The 21,037-nt window shown below is 48.7% G+C and carries 15 protein-coding genes; all 15 read left to right on the plus strand.

The genetic code is table 11. The annotated features are described in order from the left end of the window. Window positions 1–5 precede the first annotated feature (5 nt). The 15 genes from PQO03_RS13790 (at window position 6) to PQO03_RS13855 (ending at window position 20,666) form a co-directional block, all read left to right on the plus strand. Window positions 6–1,685, plus strand: a complete 1,680-nt coding sequence (locus PQO03_RS13790; protein ID WP_274153774.1) for a beta-N-acetylhexosaminidase — start codon at window positions 6–8, stop codon at window positions 1,683–1,685. A gap of 131 nt (window positions 1,686–1,816) precedes the next feature. Then, a complete protein-coding gene (locus PQO03_RS13795; protein WP_274153775.1) occupies window positions 1,817–2,950 on the plus strand; it encodes a metallophosphoesterase family protein in 1,134 nt (377 codons plus the stop codon). Window positions 2,951–3,038: 88 nt separating this feature from the next. After that, the gene (locus PQO03_RS13800; RefSeq protein ID WP_274153776.1) at window positions 3,039–4,016 is read left to right on the plus strand and encodes an endonuclease/exonuclease/phosphatase family protein; all 978 of its coding nucleotides are present in this window, start codon (window positions 3,039–3,041) and stop codon (window positions 4,014–4,016) included. A 112-nt stretch (window positions 4,017–4,128) separates the two neighbouring features. Then, on the plus strand, window positions 4,129–5,112 hold the full coding sequence (locus tag PQO03_RS13805; protein WP_274153777.1) for an endonuclease/exonuclease/phosphatase family protein: 984 nt from the start codon (window positions 4,129–4,131) through the stop codon (window positions 5,110–5,112). Between the two features lie 12 nt (window positions 5,113–5,124). After that, window positions 5,125–8,070 carry a glycosyl hydrolase family 28 protein gene (locus PQO03_RS13810; protein WP_274153778.1) on the plus strand — a complete coding sequence of 982 codons (2,946 nt, stop codon included), beginning with the start codon at window positions 5,125–5,127 and terminating at the stop codon, window positions 8,068–8,070. Then, entirely contained in the window at window positions 8,070–9,665 is a 1,596-nt protein-coding gene (locus PQO03_RS13815) for a sulfatase-like hydrolase/transferase (protein ID WP_274153779.1), read from the plus strand. The genes PQO03_RS13810 and PQO03_RS13815 overlap by 1 nt, the downstream gene beginning before the upstream one ends. A 1-nt stretch (window position 9,666) precedes the next feature. Continuing rightward, on the plus strand, window positions 9,667–10,065 hold the full coding sequence (locus PQO03_RS13820) for a hypothetical protein (protein ID WP_274153780.1): 399 nt from the start codon (window positions 9,667–9,669) through the stop codon (window positions 10,063–10,065). A gap of 16 nt (window positions 10,066–10,081) precedes the next feature. Next, complete coding sequence (locus PQO03_RS13825; protein WP_274153781.1) at window positions 10,082–12,247, plus strand: hypothetical protein; 2,166 nt, start codon at window positions 10,082–10,084, stop codon at window positions 12,245–12,247. A 126-nt stretch (window positions 12,248–12,373) separates the two neighbouring features. Continuing rightward, window positions 12,374–13,318 (plus strand): endonuclease/exonuclease/phosphatase family protein, encoded by a 945-nt coding sequence (locus PQO03_RS13830; protein WP_274153782.1) that lies wholly within the window; start codon window positions 12,374–12,376, stop codon window positions 13,316–13,318. After that, window positions 13,318–14,829 (plus strand): sialate O-acetylesterase, encoded by a 1,512-nt coding sequence (locus tag PQO03_RS13835; protein WP_274153783.1) that lies wholly within the window; start codon window positions 13,318–13,320, stop codon window positions 14,827–14,829. The genes PQO03_RS13830 and PQO03_RS13835 overlap by 1 nt, the downstream gene beginning before the upstream one ends. Before the next feature lie 888 nt (window positions 14,830–15,717). Then, a complete protein-coding gene (locus PQO03_RS13840) occupies window positions 15,718–15,870 on the plus strand; it encodes a hypothetical protein (RefSeq protein WP_274153784.1) in 153 nt (50 codons plus the stop codon). A 22-nt stretch (window positions 15,871–15,892) separates the two neighbouring features. Continuing rightward, window positions 15,893–16,786 carry a hypothetical protein gene (locus PQO03_RS13845; RefSeq protein WP_274153785.1) on the plus strand — a complete coding sequence of 298 codons (894 nt, stop codon included), beginning with the start codon at window positions 15,893–15,895 and terminating at the stop codon, window positions 16,784–16,786. Between the two features lie 70 nt (window positions 16,787–16,856). Beyond that, on the plus strand, window positions 16,857–17,066 hold the full coding sequence (locus PQO03_RS22135) for a glycoside hydrolase family 95-like protein (RefSeq protein WP_420792888.1): 210 nt from the start codon (window positions 16,857–16,859) through the stop codon (window positions 17,064–17,066). 116 nt (window positions 17,067–17,182) lie between these two features. Continuing rightward, the gene (locus tag PQO03_RS13850; RefSeq protein WP_274153786.1) at window positions 17,183–20,296 is read left to right on the plus strand and encodes a putative glycoside hydrolase; all 3,114 of its coding nucleotides are present in this window, start codon (window positions 17,183–17,185) and stop codon (window positions 20,294–20,296) included. A 205-nt stretch (window positions 20,297–20,501) separates the two neighbouring features. Beyond that, window positions 20,502–20,666 carry a hypothetical protein gene (locus PQO03_RS13855; RefSeq protein ID WP_274153787.1) on the plus strand — a complete coding sequence of 55 codons (165 nt, stop codon included), beginning with the start codon at window positions 20,502–20,504 and terminating at the stop codon, window positions 20,664–20,666. Window positions 20,667–21,037: the final 371 nt, after the last annotated feature.

The following is a 21,037-nucleotide window of genomic DNA, read 5'->3' on the forward strand; positions in this document are numbered from 1 at the left end:
TGATTATGCATAAACGACTAATGACAGCTTGGATGCTTTCTATGAGTATTCTAAGTAGCTTTGCGGCTGAACGAACACCAGAAAATGGCTTTGGCATTGTGCCGATGCCCTACGAAGCGAAGACCAAGGCGGGTAAGTCTTTTCTTATCACCAAAGATACCGTCATTATCGGCCAAGCTGAAGCAAGCAAAAATTGCGCAAGCTATTTACAGCAACGACTCCGTAAAAGTTGTGGTTTAACTCTTAAGAGAAAAGGGGCCGCAAGCGGGACCTCTATTGTTTTAAGCCTATCCGATGATGCGCACGCCTTCACTGAAAACGATGCCTACAGTCTCGAAAGTACTGCGGAGAAAATCATCATTGCCGCGAAGACCGAACGGGGGCTATTCTACGGCGTTCAGTCACTGCTTCAACTCTTGCCGCCCGCCGTCTACGGCGACAAGATCCAGGCCGGACTTGAACTCAAAGTTCCCGCACTCAGCATCAAGGATAAGCCATCCATGGACCGCATCCGTGGACTACATGTAGATATCTCACGTCATTTTCGTACCAAAGAAGAGTTACTCAAGATCATCGATAGCATGGCGATGCACAAGCTCAATACCCTCCACCTTCACTTGACCGATGATGATGCGTGGCGGATCGAGATCAAAGCCTACCCGAAATTGACGACTGTCGGCGCCATCGGTTCCCGAAGCAACCCCAAAGCTCCCGCTCAATTCCTAACACAGCAAGATGCCAAAGAGATTTACACCTACGCCAAGAGCCGTTACATCTCCATTATTCCCGAGATTGACATGCCAGGGCACATTGCGTCCGCAATCCGAGCCTACCCAGACTTAAAAAATCCGAAAGAATTGCGTCAGCCAGGCAAGGTCATGCGCGGTGATGCTCAGGGGCTTGAGTTTGCCAAAAAGGTTTTGAGCGAGATTAACGAGCTCTTCGATCCCGAATATATCCACATTGGCTGTGACGAGGTGAATTATAAAGTGAAGTCAGAAATATATTCAAAGAAAGAACTTGTTGCCTTTGCGACTGAGCTCTCTTCTTTCATTAAAAATGACCTGAAGAAAACGCCAATTGTTTGGGACGATGCCTTCATGCATGGTTTTCATGACAAAGGAGCTGTGGTTCAATGGTGGCGCTACGGTAAAAAATACTGGTGGAAAAAACTCAAAAACACGGTCGATGAAGAAGCGAATCTTCGCCAGCAACCCTTCATTCTTTCCCCAGCTTATTGGACCTATTTCGATATGAAAAATTCGGGTACACGTGGCGGATGGGCTAAGCCAATTTCACCTGCCCAACTTTATAACTGGGATCCCTTTGGCGACATGCTCGGAAAAACAGAACAGACTCGCAAACTCGTAGTAGGTGCCATTGCCTGCACTTGGAGTGAATCAATCAAAACCATGAAGGATTTCGGCGACCGCACTTATCCGCGCCTAGCTAGTTTTTCCGAACGGACCTGGCGTGGTGGAAAACTGGAAGCCCCGAGCATCCTGAGCTGGCCGGACTACCGCGACCAAGTACTCATTCCCTTCCAATTGAAACGCTACGATGCCCTAGGCGTATGGTACTGGAGCAAGGACAAGCCTCAAATGCTTTTAGATCTGCCGGATACTCACAAAAAATTAGCGACTAAAGCGCCAACAAAGAAGAGCCCGAAAAAAACGAAAAAATAGCCGTTATCCCTGATTCGCTTCACTTCACATGCTTTCGAGTTTGAAACTTGCGCAGTGAGCGAATCTTCAAGATTGTAAACAGTTCTAGGAACTCAGCACGCACTAACTTTGACAATAGGAAGAAAAATAATATGAAAAGACTGAAACCAATGATGAACCTCTTTATGATCCCATTTTGTATTGGCATCTTGTTCTGCATCGATGTGCATGCGGCAGACGCTAATCAACAAGCTGACACAGAGTCTTCAGAGTCTTGGACATTCTGCAGTATTCCCGACTTTCTGAACTTTGATATAGAGTACCCTCAGAAGGGTTGGGAAGACGCCTTGGGATTCATTCTCGATTCAATGAAGAAGGAGAACCCCGCTTTCGTGATGGTCGCGGGTGATCTTGTCATGGGCCATTGGGGACCGACAAAGGAGGACGTCAACAAATGGGCCGACCTTTACTACCCTCAATGGAGCAAGCGATGGGCTGATCATAAGCTCAAGGTTTACACCGCCCTCGGTGATCACGAGATCGGCGACAATCCTTGGCGTGGCAACAAGGCCAAGCTGGTACCACATTACAAGGAAGCCTTCCGACGCCATCTCAAAATGCCGCTCAACGGCCCCGATCACATGAAAGGCACCGCCTTTCACTGGACCCACAAAAATGTCCTCTTCGTCTCCGTCGATGTTTTTGAAACCGGCAAAAGCAAGCAAGGCGAAATCGCCGCCGGAGTGACCGGCGCGCAGCTCAAGTGGTTTGAAGGAGTCCTCAAAAATCATCGCGACCAAGTCGATCACATCATCGTGATGGGTCACACACCCGTCCTCCGCCCCGTGCGAACGTTCAGCTCCTCCGGTATGCTCATGGTGCAGGGACCGGAATCCGCCTTCTGGAAAACGATGGTGAAGTATGATGTCGACCTCTACCTCTGCGGCGAAGTCCACGCCGTCACCTGCAAGCAACAGGACGGCATTATACAAGTCGCCCACGGCGGCTTGCTCGGCCGCACCGACAAACCGAACTACATGCTCGTGACGGTAAAAAAGGACCGCCTTGAAGTCACCCTCAAGGAGATCGATCTCATCAACGGCAAGGGTAGCCTCTGGCAGCAGAAAAAGAGAAAAGGTCCTTGGGACACGATCACAATAACCGATGAGCGCAAGAAGCAAGGCTTCACCGCAATCGGCCATGTGAGCATTATCAAAGAGGACGGCAAAAAATCCTTTGAATCAATCTCAGGTTTCTTCGATGAGAAGAACAATCCGACGGAATAGACTAAGAACCGCCCAACAAAGCGCTGCACAGCGACGCGGTAGACAAGGCGCATCAACACGACTGTTAACATAGGAAATATTACTTATTATGAAGAAATCAATTCACACAATGACGACCTTAGGAAGGGTGTTCGCAGTAGCGCTGGCATTTGTTACACCCCTGCACGCAGAAAACGAAAAGCTCGGCGAAGAGTCCATCGTGAGGGTCATGACTTACAATGCCTGTCGTGGCGGCACCTATCTGGGACAAGCCTTATCCCAATCGGCCAAGATGATCCAACTGGCGAAGGCGGACATTGTTGGCCTGCAGGAAATCGGGGAGAATGTCCCGAAGCTAGCGAACTTACTGGCTTGGAATCATTGGGGCCCCTTTCTTAGCCGATATGAAATTGTGGATCATGCTCAGGGTATGGGCAAAAGACCTTGGTATGGGATAAAAGTAAAACTGCCTTCGGGGCAGCATGCCTATGCCTTCAACGCTCACCTGCCAAACCCACCCAATCAGGCCTACCAGTTATTGGGTCTCAAAGGCGGCTACAGAACTTATCCCAAAATCGACACCGAAGAAGAAGCGATTGCCGGGGCAAAGAAAGCGCGTGGAAAATACATCAGCCGCCTTCTAAAGCTCATCAAAAGTTTCGCGCTTACTGATGATCCTATTTTTGTAGTCGGAGATTTCAATGAACCCTCCCATCTCGACTGGACCGAAGCCGCAGCCAAGGCAGGACATCACCCCATGAAGGTGTCATTCCCCACCTCGCTGATGATGGCCGAGGCAGGCTTCACCGACTCGTATCGCACGATCCATCCCGATGAAGTAGCAAAGCCCGGCCTCACCTGGTCCCCTGTGTATGAACCTGCACACCCCGATCATCACCTTATGCGTATTGATTACGTTTATTTCAAAGGTAAGGGCGTCAAAGTCACCGGCTCAAAAATTATCGGCGAAGATAAAGAACATGCCGACATCGTCGTTGCTCCTTATCCCTCTGACCACCGCGCCGTGGTGGCCACCTTCACACTAGCCAAGCAAGCAGACTCAATGAAGCTAAATACTAGCAAGTAGATTCTGATTCGCTTCATAAGCTTTCGAGTTTGAAACTTGCGAAGTGAGCGAATCTTCAAGTTTGCGAACAGCTCTAGGAACTCAGCACCTTAACTTTGACAATAGGAAAAATATGAAAAAAACAATGCGCACGATTACATCTATCGGAATACTATTCGCTCTTGGGATGGCATTTATCACACCCCTACACGCAGAAAACGAAAAAACCGGCGAAGAATCCATCGTAAGGGTAATGACCTACAATGTCTGCCGTGGTGGCACCTATTGGGGGCAACCCTTATCCCAATCGGGCAAGATGATCGAGCTGGCACAGGCAGATGTCGTTGCTCTGCAGGAGATGGGCAAAAACACTACAGCGGAGCTGGCGAAATTGCTGGGGTGGAATCACACCGATACCTTCTTGACGCGCTATGAAATTGTCGAGGAGTTCAAAGGTGGTGGCAGAAGACCGTTCCACGGCATAGTGGTCAAACTGCCTTCAGGCCAGGAAGCCCGCTTCTATAGCCTGCACCTGCCCCACGGTCCGTATCAGCCCTACCTGCTATTGGGTCTAACCGGCGGCAGAAGCTATGCCTTCATCAAGACCGAAGCCGAGGCGATTGACAGCGCAAAAAGGAATCGAGGCAAACACCTTGCAAGAGTTTTGAAACCGATCGCTGCTCTCCCTAACAAAGAGGCTCCTGTTTTTGTGATAGGCGATTTCAACGAACCCTCACACCTGGATTGGACTGAAGCCGCAGCCAAGGCCGGTCGCCACCCCATGAAGGTGGACTGGCCATGCTCTTTGATGATGAGCAAAGCAGGATTTACGGATGCCTATCGCACGGTCCATCCCGACGAGATGGCAAAGCCCGGCTTCACCTGGAACGCCAGGGTTAAACCGGATGACACCAGTAACCACCGTGATCGTATTGATTATGTTTACTACAAAGGCAAAGGCCTGAAAGTGACCGACGTAAAGGTCATCGGTGCAAACAAAGAAAACGGCGACATCGTCGTTGCCCCTTATCCCTCTGATCACCGCGCCGTGGTCGCCACCTTCACGCTAGCCAAGCAAGCAGACTCAAAGAAGCCGAATACTGGCGACGGCAAATAAAGGAGAAAAAATATGAAAGTAAAGCTATATGAATTGATTGCTTCGCTGCTTATCTTCATACCATTTTCCGGAATGGCCGATGTGAAGCCCGCGGGATTGTTTGCCGATGGCATGGTGATCCAGCGCGAAACAACAGCGCCTGTCTGGGGGACCGCTGAAGCGGGTGAAAAAGTGTCTGTCACCGCAAGCTGGGGTGAAACTGCGGCCGTTACGGCAGGAGAAAAGGGGAAGTGGATGGTAAAGCTCCAGACACCCTCAGCAGGAGGTCCGCACAGCTTGACGATCAAAGGGAACAACACGCTTGAAATAAAAGACGTGCTTTCGGGTGAAGTGTGGTTCTGTTCCGGTCAGTCCAATATGGCTTTTGAGCTGAAAATGCTGGCGAAAACCAACAACCATCGGACGGAGAATAGATATAAGCCCGCCGCAGCCTATGTGAAACAGGAAATGGAGACGGCCCGGGATGAGATGCTTCGACAATTTACGGTCAGCGCTAACACGTCGCCGCTGGAGCCCTTGGAAACTCTGAGCGGTCAGTGGATGTCTTCATCGCCGCAAACCAATCCAGACTTTTCGGGTACAGCCTACTTTTTCGGTCGCGAGCTGCGTAAGGAGCTGAAGGTTCCAGTCGGTCTGATTCTGTGTGCCTGGGGCGCGACCCGTGTGGAACCCTGGATTCCGGCAGAAGCGTATCAGCAGGATGAGGAGATGACCCTATATTACCAGAATAATATGGTGCAGGAGGAAGAGGAGAGCGCTGAAAGGAAAGCCACCAGGCGGGGCTGGCGCCCGACGGCTCCATCCACAATTTTCAATGGCATGGTCAAGCCGGTGATCCCTTACGCCATCAAGGGCGCTATCTGGTATCAGGGTGAAGCCAATTCTGACCATAACCCCAATAAATATGAACGTAATTTTCGCGCGATGATCAGTAGTTGGCGCGCGCATTGGGGCCAAGGCGACTTTCCGTTTTACTTCGCTCAGCTGGCGAACTATGCGAAACCGGCTCCTGGGACGCTTGCGTTCGATGGATGGCCCACGGTCTGCGATCAGCAACGCCGAACGCTCGGACTGAAAAACACCGGCATGGCGGTGCTGCGTGATATCGGCGAAGCCCGGGACGTCCATCCGCACAACAAAATGGATGTCGGCAAGCGTCTGGCTCTGTGGGCCTTGAAAAACGATTACAAACAGAACATCCCGGTCTGTAGCGGTCCGCTCTACAAGAGCCACAAAATCAAAGGCGATAAAATGATCATCAAATTTGATTCGGCCGGTTCTGGGCTCATGACCGGAGAGAAGCCGGTAATGGAAGCTACGCGGGAAACCAAGACACCATTAAAACATTTCCAGGTCTGCGGGGCTGCTCGCCAGTGGAAATCGGCACAGGCTGAAATCTCCGAAAAAGACACGGTAACGGTCTCGCATCCGGAGGTGCCGAAGCCGGTCGCTGTCCGCTATGCCTGGGCACCGAATCCGGAAGGCGCCAACCTGTATAACAAGGAAGGCCTGCCGGCCTCCACCTTCACCACGGGGGCCGAGATTCAAGCTACAGCATCGAGCTCATCGCCAAGCACCTATAATATCGAGGATTATGGAGCGGTAGCAGACGGCAAAACACTCTGCACCACCGCCATACAGAACGCCATTGATGAGTGCAATAAAGCCGGGGGCGGCCAGGTTGTTGTTCCTGCAGGAAAGTTTCTGACCGGCACCATCGTGCTCAAAAGCAAGGTGGAATTGCACCTGCAGAAGGATGCGGTGCTTCTGGGAAGTTTTGATCTTAAGGATTATCCGGTGAAACTGGTCAAGTACCGCTCTTATACCGATAAATATACCGACAAGAGTCTGATTTTTGCCGAGGAGCAGGAGAATATTTCCATTACAGGAAGCGGCATGATTAATTTTCAGGGGGAGAAATTTCCTCCTAGCCCCAGAAGGAACTGGTACAAAACCAAACCCTTCGGAATACGTGTCACCTCCTGTAAAAACGTTACGGTTACGGGAGTGACCCTGCGGAATTCTGCCATGTGGATGCAGCTTTATCTCAATTGTGATGGGGTGCATGTCGAAGGGATCACCGTCTGGAACCATGCTCAGCGATGCAATGATGGGATTGATATCGACAGCACCCGTAATGTGAAGATTCTCAACTGCAAAATCGACGCCTTGGATGATGGAATCTGCATGAAAAGTACTGGCCCTGACCCGACTGAAAATGTCTTGGTCAGTGATTGTGTCGTCAGTAGTCGTTGTAACGCGCTGAAAACCGGAACCGAATCTACGGGTGGATTTAAGAATATACGATTTACCAATTGCAAGGTAGTGCCGTCCAAGGGAACGATGCATGTGCGAGGTCATCAAGAGAAAGGAATCGGCGGAGTTTGTATTGGCGCTGTAGATGGTGGCGTCTGTGAAGATATTACAGTCGATAACATTACCATTGAAGGGACACTAGCTCCGATCTTTGTGCGCCTTGGCAAGCGCAACCGTCGCTATCATCCCGATGTAGAAATACTAAAAGACGGCACGATGAAGAATATATCCTTCTCCAATATTACCGTAACAGGCGGTACACATAACTATGGATGCGCCTTTCTCGGTCTCCCGGGCAACCCGATCAAAGGACTAAAACTGAGCAACATCAATATTGAATCCCCCGGAGGAGGCACAAAGAAAGATGGTGAACGAGTGATTAAAGAACTCGCCGGCGCGTATCCCCAGGCGACCTACTGGGGGAAGTTGCCGGCATACGGTTTCTTTGTCAGGAACGCGGATGATGTAGAGATTGAAAATGTGCGTTTCACAAACATTCAGAAAGATGAACGTCCCGCATTTGTCTTGGAAGAAGTGCATGGTTCTATCTTTCGCAACATTGAAACGAAGAGCGTTACCGGGACTCCTCTTGTCACCATAAGAGAGAACTGCAAGGATATCGATCTAGGAGGAAAAAAGTGATGAAGAAAACATTGCGCACGATGAGTGCTATAGGAATGCTGCTCGCTGTGGGGCTGGCGTTTGTAAGTCCGTCTGGAAATGTTCATGCGCAAACTTCTGCATCAGCAGGAAGAGAACGCCCCAACATCCTCTACATCTTTACCGATGATCAGTCGACGCGTTCGGTCTCCTGTTACGAAGACGCCCGTCCCTGGGCTCAGACGCCCAACATCGATAAGCTGGCCGATTCAGGGATGCGCTTCACCACCTGCTATACGGGAGCCTGGTGTCAGCCGTCACGGGCAAGTGCCCTTTCTGGCTTGCTTCAGCACTCCGTAAAGAGCCTGACGTATACTACGGGCAGTCACTACGCGGTATCATACGATCCCGAGCAGTTACGGTTCTTCCCATCCGTATTCAGAAAGAACGGCTACGAGACCGCCTGTATAGGGAAATGGCATCTTGGCGAAGATGTCGGGCACGGCCGAGACTGGGACTACTCGGTCATCTGGGATCGCGGCGGCAGGGATCGCCGCGGCAGAAATAACGTAATGGCCTATTATAAGGGTACACTCGTCAGGACCAACGGCGGTGATCGTAAGCCGCTCGGAGGATACAGCACCGACCGCTATACCGAACTGGCGGTCGATTACATCAAGGAAAAGAAACGCGCCGAGAAACCCTGGTACCTTTGGCTTTGCTACGGGGGCGTGCACGGCCCCTACACACCTGCACCAAGGCACAACAGATCCTATAGCGATGCTCCTTCATCTAACGTTCCAGTCGATATTTTCGGCCCACGCCCGACCAAGCCCGATCATTTGAAAAACTTCACCCGCTGGAAAAAGGATGAGCATGGAAAACCAAAGGGTTATGACAGTGCGGTAAAGAAATATCACAAAGCGGTCAAATCTCTGGACGATGGAGTCGGTGCCCTTGTCAAAGCGCTGAAAGAAAGCGGCCAGTTGGATAACACCGTGATCATCTTCACATCCGACCAAGGCTACGCCTGGGGACAGCACGGATCAAATGAAAAATGGATGCCCTATGATTCAAACATCCGCGCCCCGCTCATTTTCTCAGCGCCTGGACTCGTCAAGCCGGGGACCGTCTGCAAGGAAGCCGTTAACGGGGTTGACCTCGTAAGCACGATTCACTCGCTTGCAGGCATTGAACCCGAATGGAAGCTGCACGGGCGCGACCTGCTGGGGCTACTCAAAAAACCTGAAGGGAAACTCAACGAACCGATGCTCATGATCAATACGACTTACGAGTACGGTGATAACGTTATCGAGAAGCTGAAATCGAAGAACTACGACGCTTTCGAGCGTAGAGACCTGTATGCCTGGATGATGATGAGGGACGGAAAATACAAATATATCCGGCACTTCAAAGACAACGTCATTGAGGAACTCTACGATCTGGAAAAAGACCCCGATGAGCTGAACAACTTGGCCGTGAACCCTGAGTATCATACAAAGCTGACCAAACTCAGACTCAAAGCCGTTGAAGAATTCCGGAAGAAGGACGGCGACTTTGTTGACTACTTGCCGGAGCCCGGGACCATGGCATCGTTTCGAGGTCCATCACTCAACCACAGAGCCCAGGAGGATTAGGATGCCGATTATGCTACCACCGATCACTCGCCGTCAATTCGTTAAGGGCTCGCTCGCCCTTGGCGGGACTGCTCTGCTGAACGCTCGTGCGTTGGCCGCCGTCCCGGATAGCGACCATGCTGGCTTGGACCCAAACCGAGTGGCGTTGCTTGCGGATACCCACATCAGTGCCAATCCCAACCTTGTCTACCCGGGGACGAAGTGGCCCGGTTCGCCCGTCAAGGAGGACGAGCATGAGGTGGTGAACATGGCGGATTGTCTTGCAGAGGCGGCCAAGAGCGTCATCGCGCTCACGCCTCGACCGGCTCACCTGATCGTCAACGGCGACTGTGCGCTCAGCAATGGTAAAGAAGCCGAATACTGGCGACCGCAAATAGTCGAGCCTGATACGCAAGCTTAACACAGGAGAATTAGATATGATGAAGAAAACAATTCGCACAATGAGTGCTATAGGAATACTGTTTGCGCTTGGGCTGGCTTTTACTACGCCCCTGCAGGCCAAAAATGACGATAAAAACAAAGCCAATATATCCATCCTGCTCCCAGTGCAACTGGAGGCGGATGCCGGATATGATCTGGCGCTGAAAGAATTAGAAAGTGTATTGAAAAAGAAAGGCTATCAGGCAACTACTCGCTACCTCGGTAAGGTTGATCCCTTGCCGGATGGGAACAGCATTATTGTGGGTGATTTGGGGCAGGACAACACCATAGATTCCACCCCCTTGAAGGATGAAGCTTACCGAATTTTCCAGGCCAAGGGGCCAACAGCGAACACCCTGAAAATTGAAGGCGATCGAAGAGGGGGGATGTACGGTATTTTCAAATTAGCCGAGCAGCTTCAACTGGGCAACAAGCTATGGGAGATCAAGATCGAACGGGCTCCCGAATTTTCCATGCGCATGTATACCGAGCTAGGTCAGTTGTTTGATTTACCGTCGGTTGGCTATCACCTTTTTGAAGAGCCCTGGGTAAATCATGAAAGGTTCGAAGCAGAAAAAGAGGAGCTCAAACGACTCATCGATCAGGTCGCGAAACTTGGATTCAATACTTTCACTATTATGCATGTGAATTTCGAGGACTACATCACCTACAAATACCTTGATAAGGAAGTGTATGGCAGCGACGATGTCCATCGTATTAAGGCAAAGCATTTTGCCAAACATCTCACAGATCTCATCGACTACGCCCACGAGCGTCACATCGATGTTTTCATGCAGGTGTATGAATTTCAGTATCCGCCGAAATTGGCCGAATTGTACAAGCTGGACCTTGCGAACCCGGATATGAAAACCATCATCGAAGCCAAAATCAAAGAGCTTTTTGAAGTGATTCCCCTCGACGGCCTGGTGATTACTGCCACCGAGTCGCTGCCGCGCTCAGGTTACAAATCTGTGAAGCTTTGGAAAAAATACGGCAAAGCTGGCGCCGGGCAGATGATGACGATGTATCACAATGCCGGAAAAAAACAGGACAAGAAAGTTATTTTTCGGTCCTGGATGATTGCGTACGGTGCTAAGGATTCGGATCAGGTGATTGCCAACACACCAGAGGATGCCGAGTTTGAAATCAAACATACCGGTGACGATTATTGGCTCAGTTTTCCGCTTACCGATGCCATCGAGAACGGCTTGGGAAAAAAACGTCCGCTTACCATGACATTTGATGTCTTTCCAGAATTCTACGGCTGGTCACGGTTACTCTGTTACCAGCAGCGCTTTGCCGAAGAGACTCGGATAGCTAAAGCGAATGGTGTAAAAGGTATTCAGGCCTGGGGCGCCTGGGCGCCGGGTGGTATATGGAGCGACGCTCACCCCGGATATTTGCCCAACGGTCAGTTAAAGCCGCATGATAAGCCTTTTTACGATATGGCGGGCCCATGGAATAACTTCAGGATATATAGCCGTGGATTTACCCCCGGGCAGATGAATTCCTACCTCGTAGCGCGCCTCACATGGGATGTGAATTTAACGGCAGAGCAAGTTGCCGCCGATTGGGGAGCCCTCCATTTCGGGCAGGAAAACGCAAGCGCCGTTTCTGAAATACTGATGAATAGTCAGGCTGCCTTCCGTGAACTTTACCTGGGTGGACAAAGGGAATTCTCTCATCATCCAGTTTATTTTAAATGGGCGACCACTGTAAATATGAGCAATGGTGGGATGGAGAAGATATACAAAAAACTTCCTTTAGCTCACATTCTTGAACGGAATCAGGTCGCCTATGAATACATGGCAAGGATGGAAGCTGCATTTGCCCGTATCGATGCAACAAAAGCTCCCTCCCAGAAAGATTACCAGGCACTCAAAGAAGGACTTGAAAAAACCCAACTCTATTTAAACATATTTTTTAAGTACCGCGAGATGTGGTGGAGAGGCAGAGAGCTGAAAGATCTTGAAAAAGACAAAGTTGCGGTGAAAAAACTAGAACATGAAAAAGCAACAGCCTCTTTTAAGGAGGTGATGGAAAAATGGCAGAAATACCCTGAAGAGTGCAGATTCTGGGGCATTAATGAAAACGGCTTTAACGGGCGTCGGGGGCGGCACAAATGGAGAAAAAATGTGCTGCGACCATTTCAAGCTGAGTAGGCTTGTGACGCTCACACTACCCAATCATCTGGCACTTGAAGAGTAAAAAGATGCCCAACAAAACCTTAGGCAGCGCCGCGGTAAACCGCGCGCATCTAGGCAAGCCTTAACACAGGAGAATTAGATATGATTAAGAAAACAATTCGCACAATGACTACCACAGCAATGCTGCTCGCTGCAGTGGCGTCTGTTGTCACACCCCTGCACGCAGAAAACGAGAAGCCCCGCGAAATCACCACCCTAAGGGTCATGACTTACAATGTCTATCGCGGTGGCACGAGCCGTGGGCAAAGCTTGTCCCAAACGGCCAAGGTGATTCAAGAGGCAAAGGCAGATGTGGTCGGCCTTCAGGAGATCGGCGCCAATGCGGAGAACTTGGCACAGTTACTAGGTTGGAATCGCTACGGCAATATCTTGACGCGTTATGAGATTGTCGAGGAGAAGAGAGATGGCATCAAGATCAAACTCCCATCGGGCCAGGAGTCCTACATCTTCAACCTTCACCTGCCATCCAACCCTTATCAGCCCTACCAGCTTATGGGCATTCGACCAAAGTTTAAGAAACACAGGGATACCCCCTTCATCAAGACCGAGGCTGAGGCGATAGACGGCGCAAGAAAGGCGCGCGGTAGAGACATCGCAAGACTTCTCAGGGTGGTACGGTTCCTCCCCGACAAAGAGGTACCTGTTTTTGTGGTCGGCGATTTCAACGAACCCTCGCACCTTGACTGGACCGAAGCAGCAGCCAAAGCCGGTCGCCATCCCATGAAAGTGGAATATCCCAGCTCTAAGGCCATCGCCAAAGCAGGCTTTGGCGATGCCTATCGCACGATCTACCCCGACGAAATGAAAAAACCCGGCTTTACCTGGTCGCCCATTTACAAAGCCGATGACTCCAAGACCCACCATGATCGCATTGATTTTATCTACTTCAAAGGCAAGGGAGTCAAAGTGACCGACGCAAAGATCATCGGTGAAAACAGCGAGAACGCCGATATCGTCGTTTCCCCTTATCCCTCTGACCACCGCGCCGTGGTCGCGACTTTTACGCTAGCTAATCAAGGAAAATAATGAATAAAGTAAGTGAAACACTAATTATACTAATGCTTGCGGGTCTCTCAATAACTATCGCTAATGCAAAGCCCAATCAGGAAAAGGCTCAAGAGAAAGCAAAGGCTGCGCCTTCAGCAGGCACATTGCGTTTACCAAAAATTATTGGGTCAAATATGGTTCTGCAACGAAACAGTAGAATTAAGATCTGGGGTTGGGGTAAGGTCGGAAGCACGGTTTCTGTGAAAGGCAGCTGGTTGGATAAATCAGAAACAGGCAAAGTGGATAAGGATGGTTCATGGAACCTGTTTTTGCAAAGTGCAGGAGCGGGTGGTCCCCACAAGATTCAGATTACTGACAGCGTATCTAATGTTGTTCTGGACAATATACTATTCGGCGAAGTCTGGATCGCTTCAGGGCAGTCAAATATGGAAATGACGGTGGGAAAAGTGAGTGGGGTTTACAAGGGCGTTATTGATTATGAGAATGAACTCAAAAATGCCGTCTATCCTGAGATTCGCCTGTTTCAGGTCGGTAATTTCAGCAGCAAGATCCCCATGAACGATGTCGAAAATGGTATCAGCATGTATAAAGTCCCTGTTTCAAAGTCGACTTGGGGTTCTTGCACACCGGAGTCTGTCAGGGTTTTTGCCGCATCGGCATATTTCTTTGCCCGCGAGATCCATCGCGAACTGAAAGTACCTGTCGGCATTATTGATTCTTCATGGGGTGGAACGCTTGCTGAAGCCTGGACGCCGCTTGAGACGCTAAAGGAACTGGGGTATACCAAAGAGGTAAATAAGGCGAAGACCGCCAAGCAAAACCCCCGTGCAAAGGTCCCGTCCCGACTTTACAATGGCATGATTCACCCACTTACTTCACTGAAGATTCGTGGCGTGATTTGGTATCAGGGTGAGGGCAATACAGGTAGAGCAGCCGGTAAGTACAAAACATTATTCACAGCAATGATTGAATCATGGCGTAAGCAATTCGCTTATGAATTTCCTTTTTACTTTGCCCAGATTGCTCCCTGCAGAAGTTATGGGAAGAAAGAGTCGGCCTATCTCAGAGAGGCTCAGTTTCAGTCTTTGGAACTCAGCAAAACCGGGATGGTCGGAACCATGGATATTGCCACGGTCGAAGATATTCATCCCCCGAACAAGCAGGATGTCGGCCGACGCTTTGCGCTACTGGCATTGAAAAATGATTACGGCAAGTCCGTGGTTTCTATGGGACCGCGCTATAAAAGTTTTAAAATAGATGGGAATAAGATCTCCATTCAATTCGAGGACTCAGAAAGCCCCCTGGCAACACGTGACGGCAAAACACCGAGTCACTTTCTTGTCGCTGGTGAAGATAAAGTTTTTCATGCCGCTACGGAGGTTCTTATGAAGGATGATGAGGTCGTCGTGCACTCGGAAAAAGTCTCTGCCCCAAAAGCTGTGCGTTTCGCTTTTGACAATATCAGTGTTTCAAACCTGATGAATAAGGAAGGCTTGCCTGCATTTTCATTTAGAACGGATCGTTGGTAGCTTTGGTTTGTGTCAGCCCAAGCAGAATATTTCAGGACGGAATATTGATGTAGCGTGAGGTAAAGAAGCCGACTACTGGTGACGGCAAATAAAGGGGGGAAGTAATGGTAGGGAACTTAAGCACATGCCGAAGGTATGTAGTAGGGTAGCCACCGGATTTATCCGGTGGGTATTGTAAAAAAAATGATATTCATGCCGAAGGTATGAAGGAAACGCTTTGCCGCGTAGCTTCGGCACGCACGATGCTCTTATTCAAATACCACGGACTTAGGTCCATGGCTACATTCCTAAGCTCTTCGAGCTCAAGTGTCTGCCAATATATCTTAAGCTCCCTAAGATTAGGAGCCCCGCGGGCGGGTGAAAAATCCTTTACGCCCATGTGGTATAAGCTGGGAGCTCCGCATTCCAATGCGGATGATAAAAATTAATGCCTTCGACGAGCGGGTAGTCTCCGCGATGGTAAGGGAAATTAAGAGCTTTTAAGGTGAGATTGGCCTCTGCCCCATATTAAATTAATGAGAATAAGCTTAATTCCCCTACCCTTAGCCCTCCACAGAGCTAATTTGAGTGAATCATTCTACTCTTAATGAAAAAAAAACGTAGCAGTGATAAAAAAACTGGGTTAAATACTTACAAATGCTTTTACAGCAATACACTTTAAAAGGCGGCGACCTTAGCTGCAAGCGTATTTTCGCGTGGAAGATGAAGTCGATCTACACAAAAGCTGATACGAGGCTATCTCAGGATGCCACTAAAGAATAAAAAGAAAAGGAAGTGATTTTATGATAAAAACCCGGCTTTACCTGGTCGCCCATTTACAAGGCCGATGACTCCAAGACCCACCATGATCGCATTGATTTTATCTACTTCAAAGGCAAGGGAGTCAAAGTGACCGACGCAAAGATCATCGGTGAAAACAGCGAGAACGCCGATATTGTCGTTGCCCCTTATCCCTCTGACCACCGCGCGGTGGTCGCCACCTTCACGCTAGAAAAAGCATCAGACTCAAAGAAGCCGGATGCAGAAAATGAAAACAAATAGAAAAAGGCAAAGGAAAACAATAATGATGAATTTTGGAAATAAGATGAAAATGAAGGGTTTTAAAAGTTCTTTTCTGTTAGGTGCTTTCTTATTAATGACAGTCTTGTTTCTTGGAATGTCTTCTTGCCTAGGGACTGTTCCTTCCCATGAAATACAGCGCCTGAATAGATTGAAGTCTGCACTGGCCCCCTACATACTTCCACCCAAATTTGACGAGGAACGGGTCAAGGACTTCAATCTAAAGAATGAGAACATCGGTAAGCTGGCAGAGATTTTAGAACCACACGACATCAAGATGCAGGTTTCGGAACAGGCCATGAAACAATCATTTCCTGTGAATGGTCTGTCTGGTTTTACCATCCAGCGAACAGTTGATCAGAGCGTTCGTTTGATCAATGGGTGCTGGCTCTATGATGATAAGACTGTTTTTGTGGCTAAGGACCCCAGTGAATTTGATCAGGCACTTCAAAAAAAGTACGAGCACAAATTAGCCTTTAGCTTATTGGTTAGCCAACAAAAGTTTCAAATAAGTCAAATAGAAATGGGACCTGCTAGGTTGCCGATGAAAGTATTGACCTACATCCGATTTGGAGGGCTTCCAGAAAATCTCAAACTCGATAATATTTCCTGGCAGGATACTCCCCTGAAAGAAATATTCAGCGACCTAGAAAGTGCAGTCCGAAAAAAATTGAAAAAGAATAGTAAAGATTCAGGAAAGCAGTCTGTCGAAAGTTTTAAGATTACACTTCTTTTGGACGAGAATGAAACCTATGAACAAAGGAGAAGTTACCATTTTAAAAACAGCTCTATTGAGTCAATAATATCTACCATATGTAGAGAAAACCAACTTCACTCATCTGGCCATTCCGCTATGGACGAGCACCTGTACATCGTTCCCATGCACCCAAGTATTTAGTTGTGCTAAAAAGTGTCCTGTCCCCTATGCTAAAAAGTGTCCTGTCCCCTACATCCCTCCTACATCCCCTCTGCCTTTTGCATTCAAGAGCGGCAAGGTGACCGGGCTCCGGGCAAGAGGCGGGTTAGCTGTCGATATCGAGTCGAAAAATGGCAAGCTGGTCTCTGCTACCATACTCAGTCTGGTAGGAACAGATTGTAGCGTTCTTTACAAAGGGAAAACACGTCAACTATACCTAAAACAGGGTCAGACAATTCAGCTTGTTGAAAAAAATTTCTGACAGACATAGATGTCTAACAAAGCTTTGCACAGCGGTCCCAACGTACGTCGGGACGCGTGAACGCAGGCGTTAAGCAGGTAAGTATCGGAGCATTTATTATTAATAATGGAGTTTTTATGAAACGGATTTCACTTGCAACAGGTATTGTTTTATTTTGTTTACTAAGATTGACAGGCGTGGCTCAGGCGGCGCAGATTAACTGGGGCCCGGCGACGGATGTTTTCTTGGCTTCGGAAGTGATTAACAGCGGAACGCTGATTGAGGCCTTTAATGCGGGCGGAAAAAAGTCCGGTAGCGATCAAACGGTAAACGGCGTGCTGTTTACCGGCACCGACACGCTCCTGCCTTTGGACAAGAATGTAAACTTCTTTTCCGGAGATACAGGCGACGTGGCCTACAATGCGCTGCTCAGTTCCGCTGATTCCGGCGACGGCAAGGATCTCGTTTCTCTAGAGGTCGGCGGCGGAAAACTGACTGTCGGCACCGAATATACGATTCAGTTGTGGTATGTTGATAATCGCGACAATCTCCAGATATCTGTCGGTGACAGAGAGACCCCTCCAAACGTGGTTACGCTGAAGAGTAAGCCCGAGAAGAGTACCCCCGAGAAGAGTACCCCCGAGAAGAAGATTACCACCGGGCAGTTTGTGGTCGGCACCTTTGTTGCCGACGCAAGTACACAGACGATTACACTCAAGTCAGAAGGTTCGAACAATGTGCACATCTCAGCCTATCAGATTCGTGACCGCATTAGTGCTAAAGAGATGAAGGCTAATTTACCTAAGCAGCTGTCTGCGTTCCCATTTTCCTGGGATAAAGTAACGCGCTGGGCATATGCCCGAAAAGGCATAAATAAAAAATGGAAAAAAGAAGAGATAGATATAATGGGTACTAGGTGTAAGTACATCTGGATTCAGGAAGACAGCGAGGAATGCAACAACTTTAAGAAAGCCTACCCTAATAAGATGTATTGTTTTTCCTACATCAACCTGGAAAAGGTTTCTTATAAGCCGAATCCTTTCGAACCTAGGTATTTTCTGTATGGCAAAAATGGCGGAATATCCCTTTACTCAAGCGGGCAGATGAAATATAATCATGCAAACCCCGATTGTCGTAAATGGTGGCTGAAGACTATCACAGAGATAGCCAACTCTTCTCCTAAGTCAGATGTTATTTTCATAGATAGTCTGCAGAAAGCATTGAGAATAGCCCACGGTGATTATTATGACTGTTGGCGTGGTCGCGTATCCCCTGATTTTTTTGGAAAAGCCCTGATCCCCTTACTCAAGTCCCTAAGAGACGAGCTTTCTAAAGATTTTATCATCCAAGGTAATTTCTTAAGAGCCGCCGGCGGCTATACCAAGGACGGCAACTTCTCTTATGTTAGAGATTATATCGACAGTGCATACATGGAAGGATTTGAGGGAAAGGGCTATATACATCACACCATTGAAATTGTCCAAAAGGCCGCTGCCCAAGGGAAAATGATCGCACCCAATTTCCATGCTTCAAATAAGTGCGGGAATATCGAGGAAGCGACAAAAAAAGCAAGCCAGGCTATGCCAACTTTTTGGGCAAGGCTTGAAGCTAAGAAGCCAACACCTAAAGGTAAGAAGCTAAGGCCTAAAGATCAGAATGTATTTAATAAAGCTCAGAAGGAACAAGATGCATTAGCCTGTATGTATTCCAACTTTGATTTCAAACTGGCATATTTCCTTATAATGGCCGGCGAGAATTCATATATGCGCATTTCAAATCAGGTTGTGGCGGAGCGTGCAGGGACAGACATGTTTGGGATTGTCCCGCCATTCCCGGAATTTGACAGAAAACTGGGTAGGCCTATTTCTGCCGGTGTCAGGGTAAGCGCTACCACCTGGCAACGGAAATTTGAATATTGCAAGGTGACTCTGAATGTTGATCATGACATCGCAGATATCGACTGGAGTTATCGCAGTGATGATAAATATGGAACAGAAAATATGGCTCTAGGCAAGCCGGCTACTCAGAGTAGCACTGTTGAGGGAGGTGTTGCTTCAAGAGCGGTTGATGGTAATACTGACGGGGATATGTCTAAGGGGTCTGTCAATCAGACTGGTAGTGGACCGGCCTGGTGGCAAGTCGATCTGGAAGCAATTAGGGAAATCGGCAAGATAGACGTCTGGAACCGGACAGGTAAGGAATCATCTCGTACTGCTGACTTTTATGTTATGGTCTCAATGGATCCTTTTTTATCAAAAGACCTAAAAGAGACCCTGGCTCAGCCGGGTGTAACCGCTGTCAAGGTCGACGGCAAATGCGGTACTCCGTCTTCTCTACCGTTCAATATCGCAGGCCGGTATGTCCGGGTTCAGTTAACCGCTACCGCCGGGATTATAAATATGGCTGAAGTCCAAGTCTGGTCGGCGCTGGCGCGGAAGAATAATCCACCTGTCGCCACCGGGCAGAGCGTGAAAATGGCTATCAATAACGCCCTTGACATTACGCTCAGCGGAAGTGATGTTGAACTGGACACCTTGACGGCATCGCTCGATACCATGCCGAGTCATGGAAAGGTAACTCTGGTTGGCAATGTGGCAACCTATCAGCCGGACAAGGATTACTCCGGTCCGGACAGCTTCACCTTCAAGGTGAAGGATGCAGACTTAACCAGCAAGGCGACGGCCACTGTCTCTATCGCGGTCGAATCATTGCTGTACGCTCATTGGGCGTTTGATGAGACCACCGGATCGGTCGCTAAGGATTCGTCTGGATACGGACGGGACGGCACCATAGTCAATGGGAAATGGGTAAAAGGGGTCAAAGGCAATGCGCTCAACTTTAATGGCACCAGCACGACCGTGAAATTGCCCGCGTCAACCTTCGCTTCGATCAGTGACGAAATCACGATTGCGATGTGGGTTAATGGGGGTGACGAGTCGACGAAGGGTTGCAATATCTTCAGTGCTCCGGCTGGGTCTGGCAAAAAGGAGGGGTTAGGTATTCTTCTGCCGTTTTCCTCCGGCTTTGTTTATTGGGATGCCGGAAAAGGCGAAAAGGGGCTTGATCGCATTAGGAAGCGGGCGAAGCCGGATCAGTATAAAGGCGCGTGGAACCATTGGGTCTTTACCAAAGATGCGAAGACTGGTGTGATGAGCATCTATCACAATGGAGCGTTATTTATGACTGGTACCGGCAAAATAGGCTCGATCGGAACGATCTCTGGCGCCTCCATAGGGGGGGCGGGAAGTTGATCTATAATGGCGCGATCGATAATGTCCGAGTGTACAAAAAAGCTCTAAGTGCTGATGAAGTCAATGAGTTATACCTGAAGAAGAAATAATTAAGATCAAGAGTGGCTGAGAAACAGAAATCGAACAAAGCATTGCACAGCGATCCCGACGTACGTCGGGATGCGTGAACGCAGGCGTTGGCACCATAGAGGGAATATATAAAAAGATGAAAGCAGAGCTAAGTGTATTGATCGCCCCGATGGTTATTACCCTCCCATTTGCCGGCATGGCCGATGTGCGGCCTGCGGGATTGTTTGCCGATGGCATGGTGATTCAGCGTGAAACAAAAGCACCCCTCAATAAGTCTTTGGATAGACCATTAATCATCTAAACTGTGAATTATTTGCACTTTTTTACAATCACGTACTTTCTCATTAAGTATTAATTCCATCGCGGCTTCAAAACCGAAAATTTTCGGTTTTGAAGCCGCGATGGCGTACTTTATAAAATAAAAAAAGTGAAATCATCAAATAATTTATAACGTAATCAATAGCTCACTCTCTGCATTTTTTTATTCAAAAAAATTACGCATTAGATAAACAATCTTTTAAATTTGTTCCCATTCTGTATCATCTGGAGAGCGATGGCAAAGAAATATCAATTTCTTCTTGCAATTCTAAGGCCAGTTTTTTTAGTTTGGCTGGAGAATTCCTCTGAGTAAAAAGTTCAGCTCTCTTGGACAGGTCATGAGCTGGAGGCACC

The sequence above is a fragment of the Lentisphaera profundi genome, from assembly GCF_028728065.1.
GTDB classification, from domain to species: Bacteria; Verrucomicrobiota; Lentisphaeria; order Lentisphaerales; family Lentisphaeraceae; genus Lentisphaera; species Lentisphaera profundi.